We start from the raw sequence: 18,139 nt of genomic DNA, 5'->3' as shown, positions 1-18,139 counted from the left end.
GATGCGGTTGCGAGCCGTTTCGATCCGCCGGCTGGCGGCCGTCTGCACGTTTGTCGGGGTGCCGGCTTCGGCATTTGCGCAGCGCGCGAGCGACAATGCGGTGACGGCCGCCGAGGATGCTTTCGGCACTTCGATCGGCAATGAGAGCATCGGATTATACAGCGCCAGTTCGGTACGGGGGTTTTCGCCCGTCAGCGCCGGCAATGTCCGGCTCGATGGCGTCTACCTCGATCGACAGGGGTCGTTTTCGCAGCGCCTCATCTCCGGATCGACCGTCAGGGTCGGCTTGGCGGCCCGGGGCTATCCGTTTCCGGCGCCGACCGGCATCGTCGACTATTCCCCGAGGCCGGTCGGCGATCGCGCCTTGGTGAGCGTCGTCGCGGGCAGCTTTGGCTACGCATCGCGGTCGCTGGAACTGGATGGACAGCTTCCGGTCGGCGCTCACCTGGGACTGGCGGGCGGCGTGTCAATCTCACACGACGAATATTTCGACGGTGCCGACGCCACCTATTTCGAAGCCGCGATCATACCGCGCTGGCGTCCCTCGGACGCCTTGGAGATCATTCCTTTCTGGTCGACTACCGTCGGCAAGAACGAGGAAGTCACGCCCACCCTCATCATGGGCGGCTCCCATGTGCCGCCCCAGGTGGCGCGCCGCCATTATTTTGGCCAGAGCTGGGCTGCCAAGGACACGCAGAGCGTCAACACCGGAGTGATCGTCAAGTCGCGCATCGGCAACAATTGGGCAGTGACGGGCGGCGTCTTCCGATCCACCTATGACACCGGCCAAAATTACGCGCAGGATTTCCTCCAGACGACGCCCGAGGGAGGCACGATCGGCGAAGTAACCGCCGACCCGGGCCAGCGCTATGCATCGACGAGCGGCGAGCTGCGAGTCAGCCGCAGCTTTACCGATGGGCCCCGGCTCCACACTGTCCACGTTTCGGTGCGGGCGCGCAGCGTCGACAGCCGCTATGGAGGAGAGGCCGATCCCATCGCGGTGGGCGCCACGCAGCTCGGCCAGGCCCGGCGCATCCCTTATCCCCGCTCCTTTGCGTTCGGGGAACTCACCTCGGATCACGTCAGCCAGACCACCATCGGCATCGCTTACGAAGGCCGATGGAAGAATGTCGGCGAGCTGAGCCTCGGCGCCCAGCGCGCCGATTACAGCAAGACGGTCGATCTTCCGGGAACGCCGCTGGACACGACGACACGGGACCGGCCCTGGCTGCTGAGCGCCTCGGGCGCAGTCTATCTTTCGAGCACGCTGGCGCTCTATGGCAGCTATACGCGCGGCCTGGAAGAAAGCGGGCTCGCGCCCAACAGCGCCGCCAATCGCAACCAGGCGCTTCCCGCCATCCGCACCCGCCAGGCGGACGCCGGGCTGCGTTGGGCGGCCCTTCCCCGCATGACCTTGGTCGCGGGCGTGTTCGATGTCCGCAAACCTTACTTCAACACCGACGAGCGCAACGTCTTCACGACGCTGGGCGATGTCAGGCATCGCGGGGTCGAACTCAGCCTTGCCGGCAATCCCACCTCCAATCTGAACCTGGTGGCGGGCGCGGTGCTGATGGAGCCGCGTGTCACGGGACCGGCGGTGGACCTCGGCCGCGTCGGGCGCAGGCCGCTTGGCCAGCCGTCGACGATCCTGCGCGGCAACGCAAACTACAGCCTGCCTTTCCTGGCCGGTTTTTCGATCGATGCGGCGCTGTCGTACACGGGGCGGCGGGTGTCGTCCCGCGACAATCTCGTCTCGGTCGACCCCTATGTGCTGCTGGATCTCGGCGCGCGCTATCAGTTCAAGATCGGCAAGTCGCCCGCGACCCTGCGCGTCCAGCTGCAGAACGTCACCGACAGCTACGCCTACAAGATCCTGGGCAGCAATACCTATGGCCTGATGGACAAGCGAAGGATCAATCTTTTCCTCGCCGCCGACTTCTGATCGCCAGCCTTGGTTCGAGCATTGTACATGCGCTCCCGATTCAGGCTGCTGGTTCGTGCGGTTCAGGCCGACCCAATCCTTCGCCGTTCAGGTCTGATCGCTCCGTTGCCTGCGGATCGTGCCATCCAGCTCGTCGGCCTTTTCACGCAGCATCTTCCGATCGATGCGCAGGGGGCCGTCGGCTCCGAAGATCTTGGCGATCTCGTCGATGGAGAAGCCAGCTGCTCGTCCTAGGGCGATCAGCGGCAGGCGCTCGAGCAGGTTCGGGTCGAACAGCCCCAGGATACCGCACCGCCGGTCGAGGTGATGAGGCCTTTCTCCTCATAGTATCGCAAGGCCGAGGCGGGCACGCCCGATCGCTGCGCGACCTCCGAAATGTCCGGACCTTTCACCTCTTGACCTAAAGTCGACTTGAAGTGGCAGCATGCTCTCATGCGAAGCGACTCGCAAGCAAAAGGAGATCGGCGATGGATCCTGAGACAGCAAACCACGACGAACAATCGGCCTTGTGGGACGGGGTTGCCGGAGAGACCCGGGTCGATCAGCAAGACTTGCTCGATCGGATGTCAGGGGACTCGAAGAGCTGCGCGTCGAGGAGGCGGCGGCGTTCGGCGGCGACAGCATTCTCGATATCGGCTGCGGCACCGGCAGCACGACACTGGCGATCACGCGAGCCGTTGGGCCACGGGCGAATTGCGTCGGGATCGATGTGTCGGGACCGATGCTCGCCGCGGCAAAAGCGGCTGCTTCGTGGGAGGGTTCGCGTATCACAAGGCCGGGGCCCGGTCGGCCGCGCCTTGTCCGCTGAAGATGAGCGGATGCGGACGAAAGTGGTGGAGGCGGTCCGCTCGGCATTCAACCGCTACGAGAGCGGCGGCGAGATCCGTTTCACCGCCGCCTGCTGGCTGATTTCAGCTCGGGCTGAGGCTTTGCCGGAGCAGTTACGTGGTGCATGAGTTTGGAAAGTATCTGCTGTACGCCGCCGCCATCGGCATCGGAGCGACTGCGGTGATGGACCTCTGGGGCGTATTCCTGAAGCGGCTTCTTGGTATCCAGCCGCTCGATTTCGGATTGGTCGGGCGCTGGATTGGCTATTGGCCGCGTGGGCAATTCCGGCACGATTCGATCGCTGCCGCCGAGATGATCCGAGGCGAGCGGCTGATCGGGTGGACGGCTCATTATCTCACGGGCATCGTCTTCGCAGGCATCTTGCTGGTGATCTGGGGATCAGAGTGGGTGCGCAATCCCACGCTTGGCCCGGCGCTGATGGTCGGCATCGGAAGCGTAGCGGCCCCTTTCGTCCTCCTGCAGCCTGCGATGGGGATGGGAGTCGCATCGAGCAAGTCGCCCCGGCCGGGCGTCGCGCGGGTCCGCAGTTTGATCACCCACACCGTTTTCGGACTGGGGCTCTATTTCTCTGGGCTGGTTCTTGAGCCCTGGGCGCCTTGAGAGTCACACTCGAATTTATGGCGCGTCTGAGACAGCCAATGAGGCTATGACGGAGCCATATGGACCAGTATCTTGAGGGCTGCCGAGCGCGCTGATGCCGCGTTGGGACGAACTGCCGATCGTTCCGCAAGCTTGGTCCAGGCGCCGTGACAACCGAGGGAGAACATTGCAACGGCTGGAAGTGGCTGACTTCGAATCGAAGTCTGTGGCCACCCTTCGGAGGCAAGCGGTAAAACCTGCGTGGCGTCGAGATGCGTGAAGGCGGTTCTCGGAGCTGGCTTCGTCAACGGAACGTTCCTCGCCGGCCGCAATCGTGTTGAAGTACGCGAGCCGTGGCGGCACCCCATCTACCGACCAGCTTCTCCGCTTCTCGTTCCTCAGAGCCAACAACTCGACGAAGTTCCAACCGCCCCCCACGCATGTCTCCTTAACGTTGTCCGCTGCGCGGGATGAACGAAACCGCCGCCGACTCTTAACTCGGCGGCCGTGCGACCCGAGCTTTGCCTGGGGGGCTTGGGGAGGCGTCAGAACTTGCCGATCAGATTCACGAAGAAGCCGCGCTCATCGTAGCTCAGGTCCGACAGATCGTCGGAATAATCGGTGAAGTTGTAGCCGACGCCCAGCTTCACGTGATCGCCGACGTGGCGGTAGACGCCGACCAGCGCACCGAGACGGGAATCCCCCGCCTCCCGGCTGGAGAGCTGGCGCGCCTCGGCGAGGAGGTCCCATTTGCCGACGACGCGATAGTCCGCGCGCACCGCCCAGAAGGTCGCATGGCTGTCGAACCAGGGTGCGTTCGCGTCGCGCGACGTACGCAGCTCGCCGACGCGGTAAGCGAACTTGCCACCGAGCGCGAGGCGCGGCGTCAGCTGATACGTCCCGTCGATCGCCGCGATATGGCTGCGTTGGGCGTAATCGAGGTTGAGGCCGAGCTGGTCGACCTGCGCCGGCGAAGGCTCGTCGGCGAGATAGGTGTATTTCGCCAGCAGATTGAGCCGGTCGTCATCGGTCGGCCGATAGGCGGCCGCCGCCACCAGCTCATAATAGTCGGCGTCGAGCGAATGATCGCTGCCGAGTCCCCCGTCCGATAGCGAGACGTTGGCCTTTGCGAAGAGCCGCAGCGCATCGGTCGCCCGGAAGGTGACCTGGTTGCGCGTCGCCCAGCTGGTGCGGTCGCCGTAATTATCGCTGCCGTCGGTGCGATATTCGATCGCGGTCGACCAGCGCAGCCGCTGCCCACCATAATCCGCGGTGCCGCCGACGACCTCGCGATCGATCCGTCCGCCGAGCGCATCGGCGAGCGAACCGGTCTCATAGCGAAGGCCGAAGGTCCAGCCCGGGATCGGCGTGAAGTCCGCGCCATACGCCTGGGTGAAGCCGGTCGGCCCACTGCCATGCTCGTAGCGTCCCTCGGCAAAGACATTGGTGCTGCTGCCCACCCGGCGCCGCGCGCCCGCGGTCAGGCGGCCGAGCCTGCCGGTGGTGAACGCGTCGGGATTCTCCGCCGCCAGCGCATAGGCGAGATAGAGCGACCCGCGCTCGCCGGTCGCATAGTTCGCCTTCACATTGGCGCCGGTCCCGAGATCGCCGTCGGACACCTCGCCTGCGAGAGTCAGGCGGCTGGTCGGCTGCAACTCGCCGGCGACGCCGACCCGATCGTTCTCGAGGCGCCCGCCGTCGCGGTCGACGGTCTTCTGGCCGAACACCGAAAGCGCCCAGGGCATGCCGCTCGTCCGCTCCGCCTGCCCCTGCTCCGCCACAACCGGGGTCGGCGTGCGGCGGTAACCGATGCTCGCAGCGATATCGGTGCGCGTGCCCTGGAAGCCCGGTGCGGCGGGATAAGGCGAATAGGCAGTAGCCTGTCCTTCCTGCTTGTCGGAGCGCACGCCGACACTGCCGAACACGCCGTTGGTCGTTTGATGGGTCACTCCCGCCTCGATCGCCTGCCGGTCGGTAACCCGGCCATCGGTGATGTCGGCCTTGGCCTTGAAGCGCGTGCCGCCGGCGATCGCCACATCGGCGCTGCCGCCGAACTGATCGAGGCTTTCGCCGAAATTGACTTCGCCGGGGCCGGAAAAACCGGCCTCGCGGCTGCGCCAATAGGCCGCGATACGCCCCTCACCGCTCCCCAGGACCTCGGCGATGTCCGCCGCTCCTTCGACCATCAGCGCGTCGGATTTGCGAGGCGCGGTGGTTAGCTGGGTAAAGTCGTAGCCTCCGGTCGACGAGAAGGACGCACCGCTCCCCGCTCCGTCGGACTGGGCGAACTCGCCGCGCAGATAGGTGCCCGGCTTGTAACGCAGCAACACATCGGCGCCGTACAGGTCCTGCTCGGCCTGATCCTGCCCCTGATGATAGCCGGTGACGCCGACGCGGAGCAGGTCTCCGAACCATTGCTGGGCACGTCCGCCGACAGTCAATGCGTCGGGGCGGGTCAGCCCGGGCACATATTCGTAGGTGGCGACCAGCCAGACGGGATTCCCGGCGAGCGAGGCGTCACGAACGAACATGCTGGTGTCAGCAGTGATCGGCAGCGCCTCGCGCAGCAGCACGCGGCCCTGGATATAGTTCGCTTCATAATCGCGACCGGGCACCAGCTCGCGACGTTCGAGGACGAGGCCGGAATCGCGGTCGCGGACTTCGACGAAGAGCCGCTCCGACCCCTGGGCGAGATCGCGATTGCGGAAATAATAGACCGAGCCGCCGGTCGAGGCGAAGTCCTCGCGCGCGCCGACCGTGCCCGGATCCGCCGCGAAGCCGGTGATTTCGGTCTTGCGCTCGCCAAAGCTGGTGACGGCTGACGGACGGAAGCCGAAATTGGCACCGTACAGGCCGCGCTGGTACCGGATCAGCTCGGTTCCGGGAAGCGTGGTCTGGAAGTTGCCCCACATCGCGATGATGTTCGGGCTCTCGACCCGGGCATAGAAGCGCCCATAGGTCGGCGCGTCCTCGACCGTGGTCGAATCGTCGCCATAGACCGGATAGTGCAGGTCCGGATCGAGCCGGCGCAGGAAAGACCGCGAATCCTTCTTGAGGAACCCGTCGAACAGATCGGACAGCGGGTGCTCGCCGGTGTCCGCCGAGGCAGTCAGGCGCCAGGTCTGCGACAGCTGGCCCTTATAATAGAAGGCCATCCGGCCATCGACGAAGTCCTTGCGAGGATCGGCGGTATCGACGCCCTGGAGATCGAGCTTGGCGGCATCGAAGCTGCGATGGCCCGCGGTGAGATCGACGATGCCGACGAAGAACTGATCGTCCTTTGGCAGATTGAGTTCGCGGCTGTGCTCGCGCGCCTCGCCGGTCACCGGCTCGATGCGTACCGGCACCGATTTCGTATCGGCCGGCACGATCTGCTGGGTGACGAAGCGCAGCTGGCGGTCGACGGCGACCGGCGTCCCGAATACGCGCACGCGCGTGCCCTGCTGCTCGACCGAACCGCTGACGGTCACTTCGCTGCCGGAGACCGGAATGTTGGCGATGGTACGCTGATTGTCGAACACGGGACCTTGCCGGACGTCGCGCAGCCCGTCGGGCCGGGCGGCGGACACGGACAGCGCCTGCGGCGCCGTTTCGTCGAACCGGCCCTTCGCGTCGTAAACGCGCAGGACCACCCGCAACTGGGTGCCCGCCGGCGCGTCCGCCTTCCAGCTTGCCGGCGATCCGAAGATGACCGGCACCACCGTCAGCGGCGTGCCTTCGATGCTGTCGCCCGCTCCGAAGACGCGCAGCTCGGCGCGCGCGATGAACGCCGTGTAGTTGGCGAGCAGGTGGAACTGCACCACGTCTCCGGGCGCAACCACGGGTGTCGACGGGACCAGGCTCAGCAGCGGCTTCGCCTCGAGCGTGGTGACCTGGACGTCGATCCGGTCACCGGCGAGCGCGACGTCCGTCTGGCGCTGGACATCGGCCGGCGTGGCGCTGTCGCCTTGCCCGTCGACGGTGACGCGGAACGCTCCTTCGGCCGACCCGCGCTCGAGATTGGGGGCCACGCCACGCGTGTCCTCACCGCTGTCGTCGACCAGCGGCCCGCAAGGCCGTTCGGTCGACCCGCAATGGTCCGACGGCTCCGCCGTCTGGGCCAGCGCGGTACCGAGCGCCAGGCTGGAGATGCCGGCGCCGAGCGCAACGGCGATGCGCAGGGTCAGGCGGTTCATTGCACGTCTCCCTTCGCGGTGCCGCTGCGGACACTGGTCTCCTCCTCGATGATCAGCCGGTAGCGGCCGTCCTTCTCTCGCCACTTCTCCTCGATCGTTCTGCGGAGCGCGGCGGCGCGCCGGCGGATCAGCGATGCGTCTTCTCCGGAGGCGCCATAAGCGAGCCGCAGGACCGAGGGCTTCTCCGCGAGCGTGGCGATGAGGGCGTCGACCTTCGGCAGGAAGGACGGTGCGACCTTGTCGCCGTCGAAGACCTCCGCGTTGACATCGACGCGCACGACCCGGCCCAGCGACGCGCCGAAGTTCAGCTTGGCGAACTTGCCGCGCGTCAGGCGAACCGTCTCGGGATTGACCGTGGTCATCCGGTAACCGGTCGGCAGCGTGCGGGTGTCGAGCTTCAGGATGAAGTTCGAGCCGCGGTCCTCGTTGGGGATCATCGGGCAGGTGACGTGATAGCGGCCCTCGGCATCGGTGGTGATGAGCAGGCCATTGACCGTGGCGAGCCGCACGCCGGGAAGACCGGGTTCGCCCTCGTCCTGCGTGCCGTTCATGTTCCGGTCGTCGAAGACCTTGCCGAGGATGTCGGTGCAGTCGAAGTCCGGATCGGGAATGATCCGCACCGCCGCATCCGCCACGTTCGAGACGGTCGCCCCGACAAGCGCATTGACTGCGAATGCCTGGTTGACGTGCTCTCCCTCGCCCACGCCGGCACCCACGGTGAGCACCAGCTTGAGCGCCTTCTCCTCGCCCGCCGTGAAGCTCTGCCCGGGCCAGCTGAGCAGGCGCCCGGCCTGCAGCGGCTCGACGGGCTTGCCGTTGATCGTCGCGCTGCCTTCGCGGTAGCGGAAGCCCGCCGGCGTCCGGTCGGTGATGGTGATGCCGGTGATCGCCCCTGCGAGCGTGTTCCGGGCGGTGATCGTATACGGCACGAGACCGCCACGGCTGACATTCACCATCGGCGTCGTCTTGGTGACGATGATGGCGCCTTCGAGGATCGGGTCGATCGGCAGGTTGTTGTTGAGGACGTTGGCCGAGGACCCCGGAGTGAGCGTGAAGCTCAGATAATAGGCCGTGGTCTGCCCCCCCGTGGTGCAGCTCGCGAGGGCCGAAGTCGGCGGTGCGCCGTCATAGGCCGAGACCAGCAGGGGATCGGGCGTCGGCCCGACGACGAGCGGACCTGCGCAGGGCGGAATGATGCTCGACGGTTGCACCGGATTGTAGCTGCCGTTCGGCGGGGTGACCGCAAGCGTGTAGGTGCCGGCCGGCGCACCCGGCAGCAGCAGATACTGGTACATGCCGTCTTCGCCCGTCACCTGGGCGACGTTGGTCGTACCGCCGAGCAGGTGCTGCGCCGGATCGAACCCGGCCGGGCCGGTGATCCGCACGGTGGCGCCGGGCACCACCACGCGGCGCACCGAGTCGTAGACCACGCCCGAGGGGTCGAGCGGCAGCGACTGCTGCTGCACGTCCGCACCGGGAGTGAGCTTGAGTTCCGAGAGCGTGCCATCCTCGGTACGTGCGCCCGCCGGGTTCGAAGGCGAGACGACGCCGTCGGTGATCGACGCGCCGGTCTCGTTCGGCCGCGCGCTGCCGTACATCGCGTTGTTCGCCGGGTTGCGGAACAGCACCTGATAACCAGCCCCCGGCGCGACGCCGGTGAAGGCATAGGCTCCGTCGGCACCCGTGCGGGTGGTGCCGATCAGCGAGTCGCCGAGGCGGAGCTCGACGATCCAGTCGGCATAGACCGGCTCGCCGGAGTCGAGCGCGCGATCATGATCGCGGTCGAGCCAGACCCGTCCGGCGATGCGGGCGCCTGCGCCACGCTCGCTGAACAGATAGCCGGTGGCGTCCTGCGCGGCGCCCAGCGCGACTGCGCTGATCGTGTCGCCCGAGGCGCTGCCGCCGGCAGTGCCGGGCACATCGACGCCGTCGTCATAGCCAGCGGGCTGCGTCTCGACGACATTATAGGTTCCGCCGGGAACGCCGGTGAACAGATAGCTTCCGTCATCCCCCGAAACGGCGGTGAGCGTCAGCGAATTGCCGCGCGCGTCGCTGCCGGTGAGCGTCACGGTGACGCCGGGGATCGCCGGCTCGTCCGCGTCGCGGCGACCATTGCCGTTGGTGTCGTTATACACCCCGCCCGCCAGCGAACCGACCCGCTCGCCGAAGTTGATCGGGGTGACGGGGGATCCGACACCGACAGTCAGCGGCGCACGATTGCTCCGATGCTCCTCGGCATCGCCATAGCCGAGCGGCTGCTGCTCGACGACGACATAGTCGCCCGCCTCGATGTCGGTGAAGTTGTAGCTGCCGTCCGGCCCCGTGGTCACGGTCTTGACGACGGTGCCGTCCGGCTTCTGAAGCTCGACGCCGACGCCGGGGATGCCGGGTTCGCCGGTATCCTGCACGCCGTTCAGGTTGGTGTCGACATAGACGACGCCACCCTGCGCCTGGCCCTGCTCGCCGAAGACATAGCCGGTTGCATCGGTACCGGTCGGCAGGGCGATCGCCGAGATGTTGTCGTTCGCAACCGTGCCGCCCGCGCTGCCGGCGGCGTCCTTGCCGTCGCCAAAGCCGACCGGCTGGGTTTCGGCAAGCGCGTAGGTGCCGGCGAGCAGATCGTCGAACTTGTAGGCGCCGCTCGCATCGGTGGTCGCGGTCCGGTCGACCGGCGTGCCGCCGGCGGTGGTGCCGGTGAGGCGCACGACGACCCCTTCGATGCCGCGCTCGCCGGGCTGGCGCACCGCGTCATTGTCCGAGTCGACGAACACCGAACCGGCCAGCGTCGACACCGTCTCGCCGAAGTCGATCGTCTGGTTGTTGCCCGCCGTGACGTTGATCGCGCGGCTGTCGGGAGTCGACGAACCATAGCCCGCGGGCTGCGTCTCCTCGACCGTGTAGCTGCCTGCCGGAAGATTCTCGAAGCGATAGCTGCCGTCCGGGCCGGTGGTGGTGGTCGCCACTACCGTACCGCCCTGGCGCAGAGTGATCGTCACGCCCGGGATGGCGGGCTCGCCGCCGGCATCGGAGCCGTCGCGTTCGGGATCCTTGAAGACGCGGCCCGAGATGACGATCGCGCGTTCGCCGAAGTCATAGCCGGTTCCGGCGGTGCCGTTGCCGAGGGTTACATTGGCAATCCGGTTCTCGGCCGTGCCGCTACCGAAGCTGCCGTTGTTCACCGCGCCGCCCGGCGTGCCCGCGCTCTCGCGGCCGTCGGCATAGGCGCTCGGCTGGCTCTCGACGAGCGTGTAGCTGCCGGCAGGGAGATCGTCGAAGCGGTAGCTGCCATCGGCTGCGGTCGTCGCCGTGCAGGCGAGCGCCGGATCGAGTGCCGCGCGTGCGGCACAGATGTCCTGGCTGGCGGCGGTCGTGCCCGAGAGCGTGACGGTGATGCCGGCAAGGGCAGTTTCGCCCGGCTGACGCACGCCGTCGTCATTGGCATCGATATAGGCGCTGCCGGCGAGCGAGCCTGCACGCTCACCAAAGGCGTAGTTGATGCCGAGCTCACCTGCGCCGAGGGTGATGCCGGTGATGCTGTCATTGCCGGCGATACCGCGGACGGCGCCGTTGACCTGGCCCGCGGCGTCTGTTCCGTCCGCATAGACGGCAAGCGGCGCGCTCGCCTGTGCCTGCTCGGTGAGCGTATAACCAGCGGCTGATGAGCCAGGCACGTTCACGAGCAGATAGTTACCCGCGGCATCGGTCGTCGCGGTGCAGCCGATCAGCGCGCAGACATCCTGTCCGCCGGCCGTGTTGCCCGACAGCGTGACGGTGACGCCGGCGATGCCGACCTCGCCCGCGTCCCGCGTGCCGTTGCCGTTGCGGTCGAGATAGACATAGCCGCCCAGCCCCCGGCCGGTGGCGCCGAAATCGTAGCGCGTGGCGGTCGTGCCCGCGGCGATCACTACGCCGCTCACGCTGGTGTTCGCCTGGCCAGGTGCCGGCGTGTTCGGGCCGCTCGCGCCGCCCGAGGTACCGCCTGCGCTGCCGATGAACGCACCGCTATGCTCGAGGCCCGGCGGCGGCGTTTCGGTGACCGTATAGGTGCCTGGGCGCAGGACCCGGCAGGCGGGATCCACCGCACTCGCGGCGGGGAAGCTGTAGCCACCGGTCGCATCGGTGGTGATCGAGCAATCCACCGGCTGACCGACGTCATTGGTGCCCGTCAGGCGAATGATCGCGCCCGCCAGACCGCTATTCTCGCCGCCATCGCGCGTGGCGTTGCCGTTGGGATCGAGGAACACGATTCCGGACAAAGTGGAGGTGGGAATCTCGCCGAAATTGCGCCCGGTGAGCGCCTGACCCGGTGCCAGCACGCCGACCAGCATGTCTTCAGGAGCCGCGCGGCCGGCCGAGCCCGGGACGACGTTGCCCGCGCCATTGGCGTCGAGCCCGTCCGACAGTCCGTTCGGCTGGACGAGCTGGGTCACCGTGTACCCCGTCGCGTCCGACGGCGGGAGATCGGCGAAACGGTAGTTGCCGCTGGCGTCAACGGTGGTGTCCAGGTTGACGGCATTGCCGGCATAGTCGGTGCCGGTCAGACGGATCTGTGGCGTCGAGGCGAAATCGCCGGGACCGACGCCGGTCTCGCCGCCGTCGATCGCGCCATTGTTGTTGGCGTCACGCCAGACCGTGCCCTCGATCGAGGCGGAATGGGTTTCCTGGAAAAGATAGCCGGTGGCGGCGGTGTTCGCCGGCAGCGTGATCGCGGTGATGCTGTTGTTCGCGGCGCTGCTGTTGAACGCGCTGTTGTTGACGGTGCCGCCGACGCTTCCCGCGGTCTCGCGCGAGTCGAGCAGCCCCGCAGGCTGGGTCTCGACGATCTGGTAGGTGCCCGCGGGCAAGCGGTCGAACAGGAAGTTGCCGCTGGCGTCGGTGAGGAGCGTCCGGGGCGCAACGACGTTGCCGAACGCGTCGGTGCCGCTCAGCACCACGGTCACTCCGTTCAGGCCCTCGCCCGCCTGGACGGCGTTGTCGAGATTGGCATCGTCGAACACCGAACCGGCGATCGAGGATTGGGCGATCTGGACGGCGGCGGTCTTGCTGTTGTTCGCCGGCACCGCATCGCGTGCCAGTTCCTGGCCGCCGCTGTCGAGGCCAGGGGCGATCGAGGCCGTGTTGACCTGATCGGTAAGCAGCGCGCCGGCATAAGGCGCCGCCGCACGGGCGCGCAGGCGGATCGTCACCTGGCTGCCATCGGGCGGGAAGCTGCCGTCCACCGTGCAGAGGATCGAAGACGTGCCGGCGCAGGCGATCCCGGTCACGCTCGCGGTGCCGGCGGCGGTCGCCGTCGGCGCAGCGCCGGTCAGCTCGAAGCCTGCGGGCAGCGTGTCGGTGACGCGCACCTGGCCGATCGGCGAGATGCCGTTGTTGCGGACGACGATCGCATATTCGACCGGCTCGTTGATGCTGGCCGGCGAGCCGGTCACCCGGGTCTTGGAGACCACCTCGAGGTCCGCCGAGGGCAGGACCGTGGTGGTCTGCACCGCCTTGTTGTTGGCGAGCTGGCTGTCGGCCTGGTTGACCGTGACATTGTCCTGCTCGAGCGCAGTCACCTGCGCCTCGTCGGTGAAGGTGAGCGAGCCGGTCGGCGCCGGGCCGCCGGGCGTGAAGCGCAGCCGGAAGATCACCTGATTGAGCGCATCGAGATAATTGGCAGCGGTCGAGCTCGCGTGCAGGCGGCATTCGACGTTTGCGCCGGCCTGGACGCAGGACGGCGAAGGCGGAGCATACAGGGTGAAGCCACCTGTCGCCGGGACAGGGTTCACGCTGAAGCCGGCCAGCGTCATCGTATAGCCCGCGGGCGGCTGCGGGACGTCGGTGATGACGACATTGGTCGCGCGCGACGGCCCGAAGTTCGAGACGCGCACATCATAGACCAGCTCGTCGCCGAAGCGCAGCGGATCGAATTCGGGCCCGGGCTCCTGCTTGGTGACCGCGAGGTCGTAGCCGGGCGCGGTCACGTCGTGCGTCACTGCGCCACTGTTGTTGGTCGCGTCGCTTTCGGTCGTGCTGGTGGCGACCGTCGCCGTGTTGGTGTGGCTGATCGGGAAGCCCGAAGTCGCGCCGCCGAAGGGGAAGCGCGCGCGTACCTGTTGCGAGACCTGGAACGACTGGCCGCGCGTGAACTGCCCCATGTTGCAGCTGATCAGCCCCGTCGCATCGTCCTTGGTGCAGCTGCTGCCGCCCTTGGTGGAGGCGGGATTGCCGACCAGTTCGAACCGGCTCGGATCGATCGTGTCGCTGACGACCACATTGTCCGCCGGATTGGCGCCGTTGTTGCGGACGCTGATCGTATAGGTCGAGACCACGCCGACGCGCGCCGGATTGGGCGAGATCGACTTCGCCGTCACCTGCATGTCGGCAAGCGGGCCGACGGTGTACAGCGCCTGCGAGCTGTTGTTGCTGTTGTCGCTGTCGATGGTGTCCGACGAGGTGATCGTCGCGGTGTTGGTGTAGGCGCCGCTATTCCCCGGCCTGTCGATCCGCACGATCGCCGTCTCGGTCGCGCCGGCACCGAGGTTCGTCAGCGTCCAGCTGATTCGGCCGTTCGATGGCGAATAGGAAGTATTGCCGCTCGACGCGCTGATCTGCGCGAAGCCGGTCACATAACCGCCCGTATTGAGCGAGTTGGGCAGATTGTCGGTGACCGTGACCGTGCCCGCGGGCGCACTGCCGATATTGCTGGCGCGCAGGCGGATGTAGAAGCTGGTCGCGGACGCCGGAACCGTGATTGCCGGAGACTGGGACCACGGCCCGGCGGCATCGAGCGAGACCTCCTTCACGACGGTCAGATCGGTAGTGACGGTGGTCGCCCGCACGCCCGCACCGCTGCAGTCGTTGGTGGTGTTGGTGTCGAGGGGAGTCGCGAGCGATCCCCCGGTCGATCCCGTGCAGGCAGTGTTGTTGAGGTTCGTATTGGCCGTGAGGCTCGCGCGAGTGACCAGCGACAGGTTGAGCGTGCCGTTCAGCGCGAGCGTGCCGGTGCCCGTGGTCTCGCACGTGATGACGTTGCCGGCCTGCGCACAGCTCCACGCCGCGTTGGACGAGACGAAGGTCTCGTCGGCCGAGACCGTGTCGGCGATCCGAATCGGCGTGCCAGGCGCATAGCTGAGCGCGGACGGGCCGTTGTTCCGGACAGCGATGGTGCTCGTCATGTCGCCGCCTGCAGCGACGGGGTTGGGCGTCTTGCTCTTGGAAACGCTGAGATCCGCGGTCGGAGTAACGATGCGGAAGGGTGCGGTCGCCGTGTTGTTGGTCAGATCGGGATCGGCGAAGCCGGCGGGGAGCGCGATGGTCGCGCTGTTGGTCTGGTTTCCGGCAGTGGCGCTGTCGGCCGTGACGGGAATCGCGAACGCACGGTTGGCGCCGCTCGCGAGCGCGCCGCCATTGCAGGTGACGGTCTGGCCGCTTCGGGTGCAGCCCCCCGGCAATGTTCCTATGGTGAAGTTCGCGGCGATCGTGTCGCTGATCGTGGCGCCGTTGACCGGTTGCGGCCCGTCATTGAAGAGAGTGAGGTCGATCGTCGCGCTGGTGCCTTCGACGATCGTCGCCGGCATCGACTTGGCTGCGCGAAGGTCGCTTCCCTCCAGAATCGTCGTCACCACGGGTGCGGCGGCATTGTTGCTGCCGTTCGGATCGAGCACGGTCGGGTTGGTCAATGAGGCGAAGGCGTTGTTGGTAATGGTGCCGCTCGACTGGCGGATGACTCGCCCGGTCACGGTAATTGCCGGCAGGGCGCCGGTAGCGGCTGCACCATTATAGTTGCAGGTGACGGTGGTACCGCTGTTGGAGCAGCTCCAGTTGGTCCCGCCCGCGCTCTGATATTGGAAGTCGGTGGCCGGCGGCAGATTGTCGGTCAGCCGGATCGCCGAGGTGGCGTCAGGGCCTGCGTTCGTGACGATGATCTGATAGGAGATGATGCCGCCGGCAGCGAGGGTGTTGGATGCGAGCTGATCGTCCTTCGTGACGGATAGATCGGCGCCGCTCTGCACTGCAGGAGTGACCGTGAGCGTATTGTTCGCCGGATTGGTGTCGCCTGCGGTGGCACTCGAGATCGTCGCGCTCGTATTCGCCGAGCCGGTGGCGATCGCCGTGGCGTTGTAGGTGAAGGTACGGTCCCCGACGGCGAAGGAAGACAGGTTGCAGGTCAGCGTCTGCGAACCGACAGCGCCGCTCAGCGCGCAGAAGGCAGGGAAATCGCCCGGATCGACACGGAAGCGATTTGAAACCGCAATGGTGACGACCGCATCCGAAACGGTGCCCGGACCATTGTTGGTGGCGCGCACGGTGAATTGCGTCTCGGCACCGTTGGGAACGGGATCGGGCAGCCAGCTATAGCCGGATACCTGGAGGTCCGCGGCCATCGCCGGCAACGACGACAGCAACGCGAGCACCACCAGAATTTGGCGCACAACTGCCCAGCTGCGAAACGCAGCGGAAATTCGATTCTTCACGCAATCCCCCGTTCGGCTCGGATGAGACGACGCGGGACGAATGGAGCCTCCAAGGTTAATGATCTACTACTAAAGCACTGATGTTACATCAATTTACAAATCTCATGAGAGCCAGGCCCGGGCGTTTCGACGCCCGGCCATCGGCTCGGCCCCGTATGGGTCGTAGAAGGTTGGCCCGTAAACGAAGGCCGTTAGAGCGTGTCACGCGATTCGAGATGGCATGTGAAGGTGACTTCGAACGGGGATGTGCGGCCGGTCGGGCCGGAGGGCGCGCCTGAGGGCGCGCAGCCAGCGTGCACATATGGCCGCCGTTTGCGCAATTCCCGGCTTGGGCCTGGAACGCTTACAAGCGGCCCAGCCACCCGATCAGCCAAGGCCGGCGATTTCCACTGACTACCAGTTTGAACCTATTTGGGATTATCTCGTGCGGTTTCCCAAGGCACCCCAGAAGAGAGGTCCATTCGGTCTGACGGGCAACGGCAATGCGGTTGCGTGCCCCGGCGCACCCGCGCGTCACCGGATCAGTTCGCGGAACTTTGCCCGGGAGATCGCTTCCCAATCGCGTTTGGCCCGCCGCTGCAGTCGAGCGCGGCAATAGCGACAGACGCTCACATAACCGCCGTCATGCGTGCGGGTGATGTGCCGTTCCGAGCGTTCGTGGCGCCCTTTGGTGCATCGCAAGCGCCCGACAAGCCAGTTGAACACGCGGTCTTTTCCTCGATGGTGGTATCGTGGCGTTCTCGACGCCGGTCAGTCGCCCGGCTGCCAAAGCCTTCGGGGGTCTCCAGAGAGGAGATCGTCGATCAAGCGCGTGCGAACCTCGTCCGAGGCGACCTTCCCCGCAGAACGGCTGCCCTGCTGTCCGGATGCGAGCATCGCGTCGGCCAGCTCGGTGGCTCTTTGCCGGGTGCGTTCCTCGAGGGATTGTCTGGGAACCAGGGCATAGAGCAGGCTGCAGTCCAGTGCTTCCGCCATCATGCGGAGCGCCTTGAGCGATATCTCCTCAGTCACCTCACGTTGCTCGAGCCGGACGACGGTCGCCCGATTCATTCCCATGCGATTTGCCAGCATGTTGGCACTGAGACCGACTGCCCGGCGGATTGCGGTGATCCAGCCAGGCGATGGCCGGAATGGACGCAATGTCCGATAGGGCGCGACCTGACGGTCGAGCTGCTTGCGCAGCATCGCGGCGGGATGCGGTCTCAACAAGATTCTCCTCGGCGAGAAAGCTTTTCCAGCACCAAATTGTCGAGCGATCACCGCGACGAAGCAGCGTTTGCAGGCTCCGATGTGCCTGATCCGCTCTGCCTCGCGCCGGAATGCTCAAGACCTCATGCCTGCACCGGCGAGCCCTCCCCCAGCTGGAGCTGGCGGGCGAAGATGTCGCGCACCAGCTGCAGCGAGGCGAGATGGAAGAAGACGAGCGGGAGCATGCCGCTCCCGTTCCACTCGCGCAGCACCTCGCCGGGCAAGTCGCGCAGCTTCGCCTCATCGACCATGCGGAAGCCGCGATAGACGAACGGCTGCGCGCCGCTCTCCGGCTGAATGGTGATCTCGCCGTCGATCAGCAGCGCGTGCTTCTCGAGCTCGGCGATAAACGCCTCGGTCTTCTGCCCGGCGACCTCGAATTGCTCGCAGAAGCCGAGCGTCGCCTTGCAGGAGTCGGTCGGATTGTCGTTCTCGAACAAGGGTGCGCCATCCGCGAAGTCGCCGACCAGGTCGGTCGTGGGATCGAAGCAGAGCGACAGATCGGTGTTCTCGGCAGAGAGCCGCGCGAGCATGAACGGATAGCGCCGGGCATAAGCGGGCACATAGATCGGCGCCGGCAGCGCGCCGTCCTCGCTCACGAACACGTTGACGCCTTCGTTCAGGCCCATCAGCGCGAGCGGAATCGGCTTGTCGCCGACCGAAAAGACGATCGGAAAGTGGCGCTGCGCCTGGCCGAACTCCTCGACCGTCAGCGGGACGGCGTGCTGGTTCGCCAGCCACGTCGCCTTGTCGGTGGTACGGCTGCGCCAGCCACCGTGTTGGCGGCTGTTGAGCGGTACCAGTTCCTTGTAGAACAGCGGCAGCTGGGGACCGGGTGCACTGGCCATATATTCCTCTCGAAGTCCGTTGGTTGAAGGGAGAAGGGCCGG

At 66.5% G+C, this 18,139-nt stretch carries 10 protein-coding genes; 4 read left to right on the top strand and 6 right to left on the bottom strand.

Annotated features, from left to right (window positions below):
- Position 1 precedes the first annotated feature (1 nt).
- Positions 2-1,942 (top strand): TonB-dependent siderophore receptor, encoded by a 1,941-nt coding sequence (locus ASE13_RS03505; RefSeq protein WP_056611500.1) that lies wholly within the window; start codon positions 2-4, stop codon positions 1,940-1,942.
- Between the two features lie 87 nt (positions 1,943-2,029).
- Here ASE13_RS03505 and ASE13_RS20225 read toward each other — a convergent pair whose 3' ends face one another.
- Positions 2,030-2,143, bottom strand: coding sequence for a hypothetical protein (locus tag ASE13_RS20225; protein ID WP_235536927.1), 114 nt, complete (start codon positions 2,141-2,143; stop codon positions 2,030-2,032).
- 38 nt (positions 2,144-2,181) lie between these two features.
- Positions 2,182-2,376, bottom strand: a complete 195-nt coding sequence (locus tag ASE13_RS20220) for a MerR family DNA-binding transcriptional regulator (protein WP_235536827.1) — start codon at positions 2,374-2,376, stop codon at positions 2,182-2,184.
- Between the two features lie 74 nt (positions 2,377-2,450).
- On the opposite strand from ASE13_RS20220, the gene ASE13_RS20460 reads away from it, so the two are divergent.
- The 3 genes from ASE13_RS20460 to ASE13_RS03500 are packed head-to-tail and all read left to right on the top strand — an operon-like array spanning position 2,451 to position 3,391.
- A complete protein-coding gene (locus ASE13_RS20460; RefSeq protein ID WP_200955561.1) occupies positions 2,451-2,750 on the top strand; it encodes a methyltransferase domain-containing protein in 300 nt (99 codons plus the stop codon).
- Positions 2,740-2,898 (top strand): hypothetical protein, encoded by a 159-nt coding sequence (locus tag ASE13_RS20125; protein WP_200955559.1) that lies wholly within the window; start codon positions 2,740-2,742, stop codon positions 2,896-2,898. Before ASE13_RS20460 ends, ASE13_RS20125 begins: the two co-directional genes overlap by 11 nt.
- Positions 2,891-3,391, top strand: coding sequence for a DUF2938 domain-containing protein (locus ASE13_RS03500; protein ID WP_056614635.1), 501 nt, complete (start codon positions 2,891-2,893; stop codon positions 3,389-3,391). The genes ASE13_RS20125 and ASE13_RS03500 overlap by 8 nt, the downstream gene beginning before the upstream one ends.
- 524 nt (positions 3,392-3,915) lie before the next feature.
- Here the strand turns inward: ASE13_RS03500 and ASE13_RS03495 are convergent.
- The 4 genes from ASE13_RS03495 to ASE13_RS03480 form a co-directional block, all read right to left on the bottom strand.
- Positions 3,916-7,545: a hypothetical protein gene (locus ASE13_RS03495; RefSeq protein WP_056611497.1), complete on the bottom strand. Its 3,630-nt coding sequence runs from the start codon at positions 7,543-7,545 to the stop codon at positions 3,916-3,918.
- Positions 7,542-16,001: an SdrD B-like domain-containing protein gene (locus ASE13_RS03490; RefSeq protein WP_156404722.1), complete on the bottom strand. Its 8,460-nt coding sequence runs from the start codon at positions 15,999-16,001 to the stop codon at positions 7,542-7,544. The genes ASE13_RS03495 and ASE13_RS03490 overlap by 4 nt, the downstream gene beginning before the upstream one ends.
- A gap of 750 nt (positions 16,002-16,751) precedes the next feature.
- Entirely contained in the window at positions 16,752-17,186 is a 435-nt protein-coding gene (locus ASE13_RS03485; RefSeq protein WP_082596340.1) for a helix-turn-helix domain-containing protein, read from the bottom strand.
- Between the two features lie 146 nt (positions 17,187-17,332).
- Positions 17,333-18,097 carry a SapC family protein gene (locus tag ASE13_RS03480; protein ID WP_056611488.1) on the bottom strand — a complete coding sequence of 255 codons (765 nt, stop codon included), beginning with the start codon at positions 18,095-18,097 and terminating at the stop codon, positions 17,333-17,335.
- Between the last annotated feature and the right edge of the window lie 42 nt (positions 18,098-18,139).

Origin of the sequence: Sphingomonas sp. Root241 (genome assembly GCF_001428865.1) — a bacterium.
GTDB lineage: Bacteria > Pseudomonadota > Alphaproteobacteria > Sphingomonadales > Sphingomonadaceae > Sphingomonas.
Note: the sequence above shows the minus strand (reverse complement) of the source record. Positions and strands in the feature narration are given on the sequence as shown.

Bases quoted from the DNA above. Each gene is read 5' to 3' on its own strand.
- ASE13_RS03505 (WP_056611500.1), top strand. From the start codon at position 2: ATGCGGTTGCGAGCCGTTTCGATCCGCCGGCTGGCGGCCGTCTGCACG.
- ASE13_RS20220 (WP_235536827.1), bottom strand. From the start codon at position 2,376: ATGAGAGCATGCTGCCACTTCAAGTCGACTTTAGGTCAAGAGGTGAAA.
- ASE13_RS03495 (WP_056611497.1), bottom strand. From the start codon at position 7,545: ATGAACCGCCTGACCCTGCGCATCGCCGTTGCGCTCGGCGCCGGCATC.
- ASE13_RS03485 (WP_082596340.1), bottom strand. From the start codon at position 17,186: ATGCTGCGCAAGCAGCTCGACCGTCAGGTCGCGCCCTATCGGACATTG.
- ASE13_RS03480 (WP_056611488.1), bottom strand. From the start codon at position 18,097: ATGGCCAGTGCACCCGGTCCCCAGCTGCCGCTGTTCTACAAGGAACTG.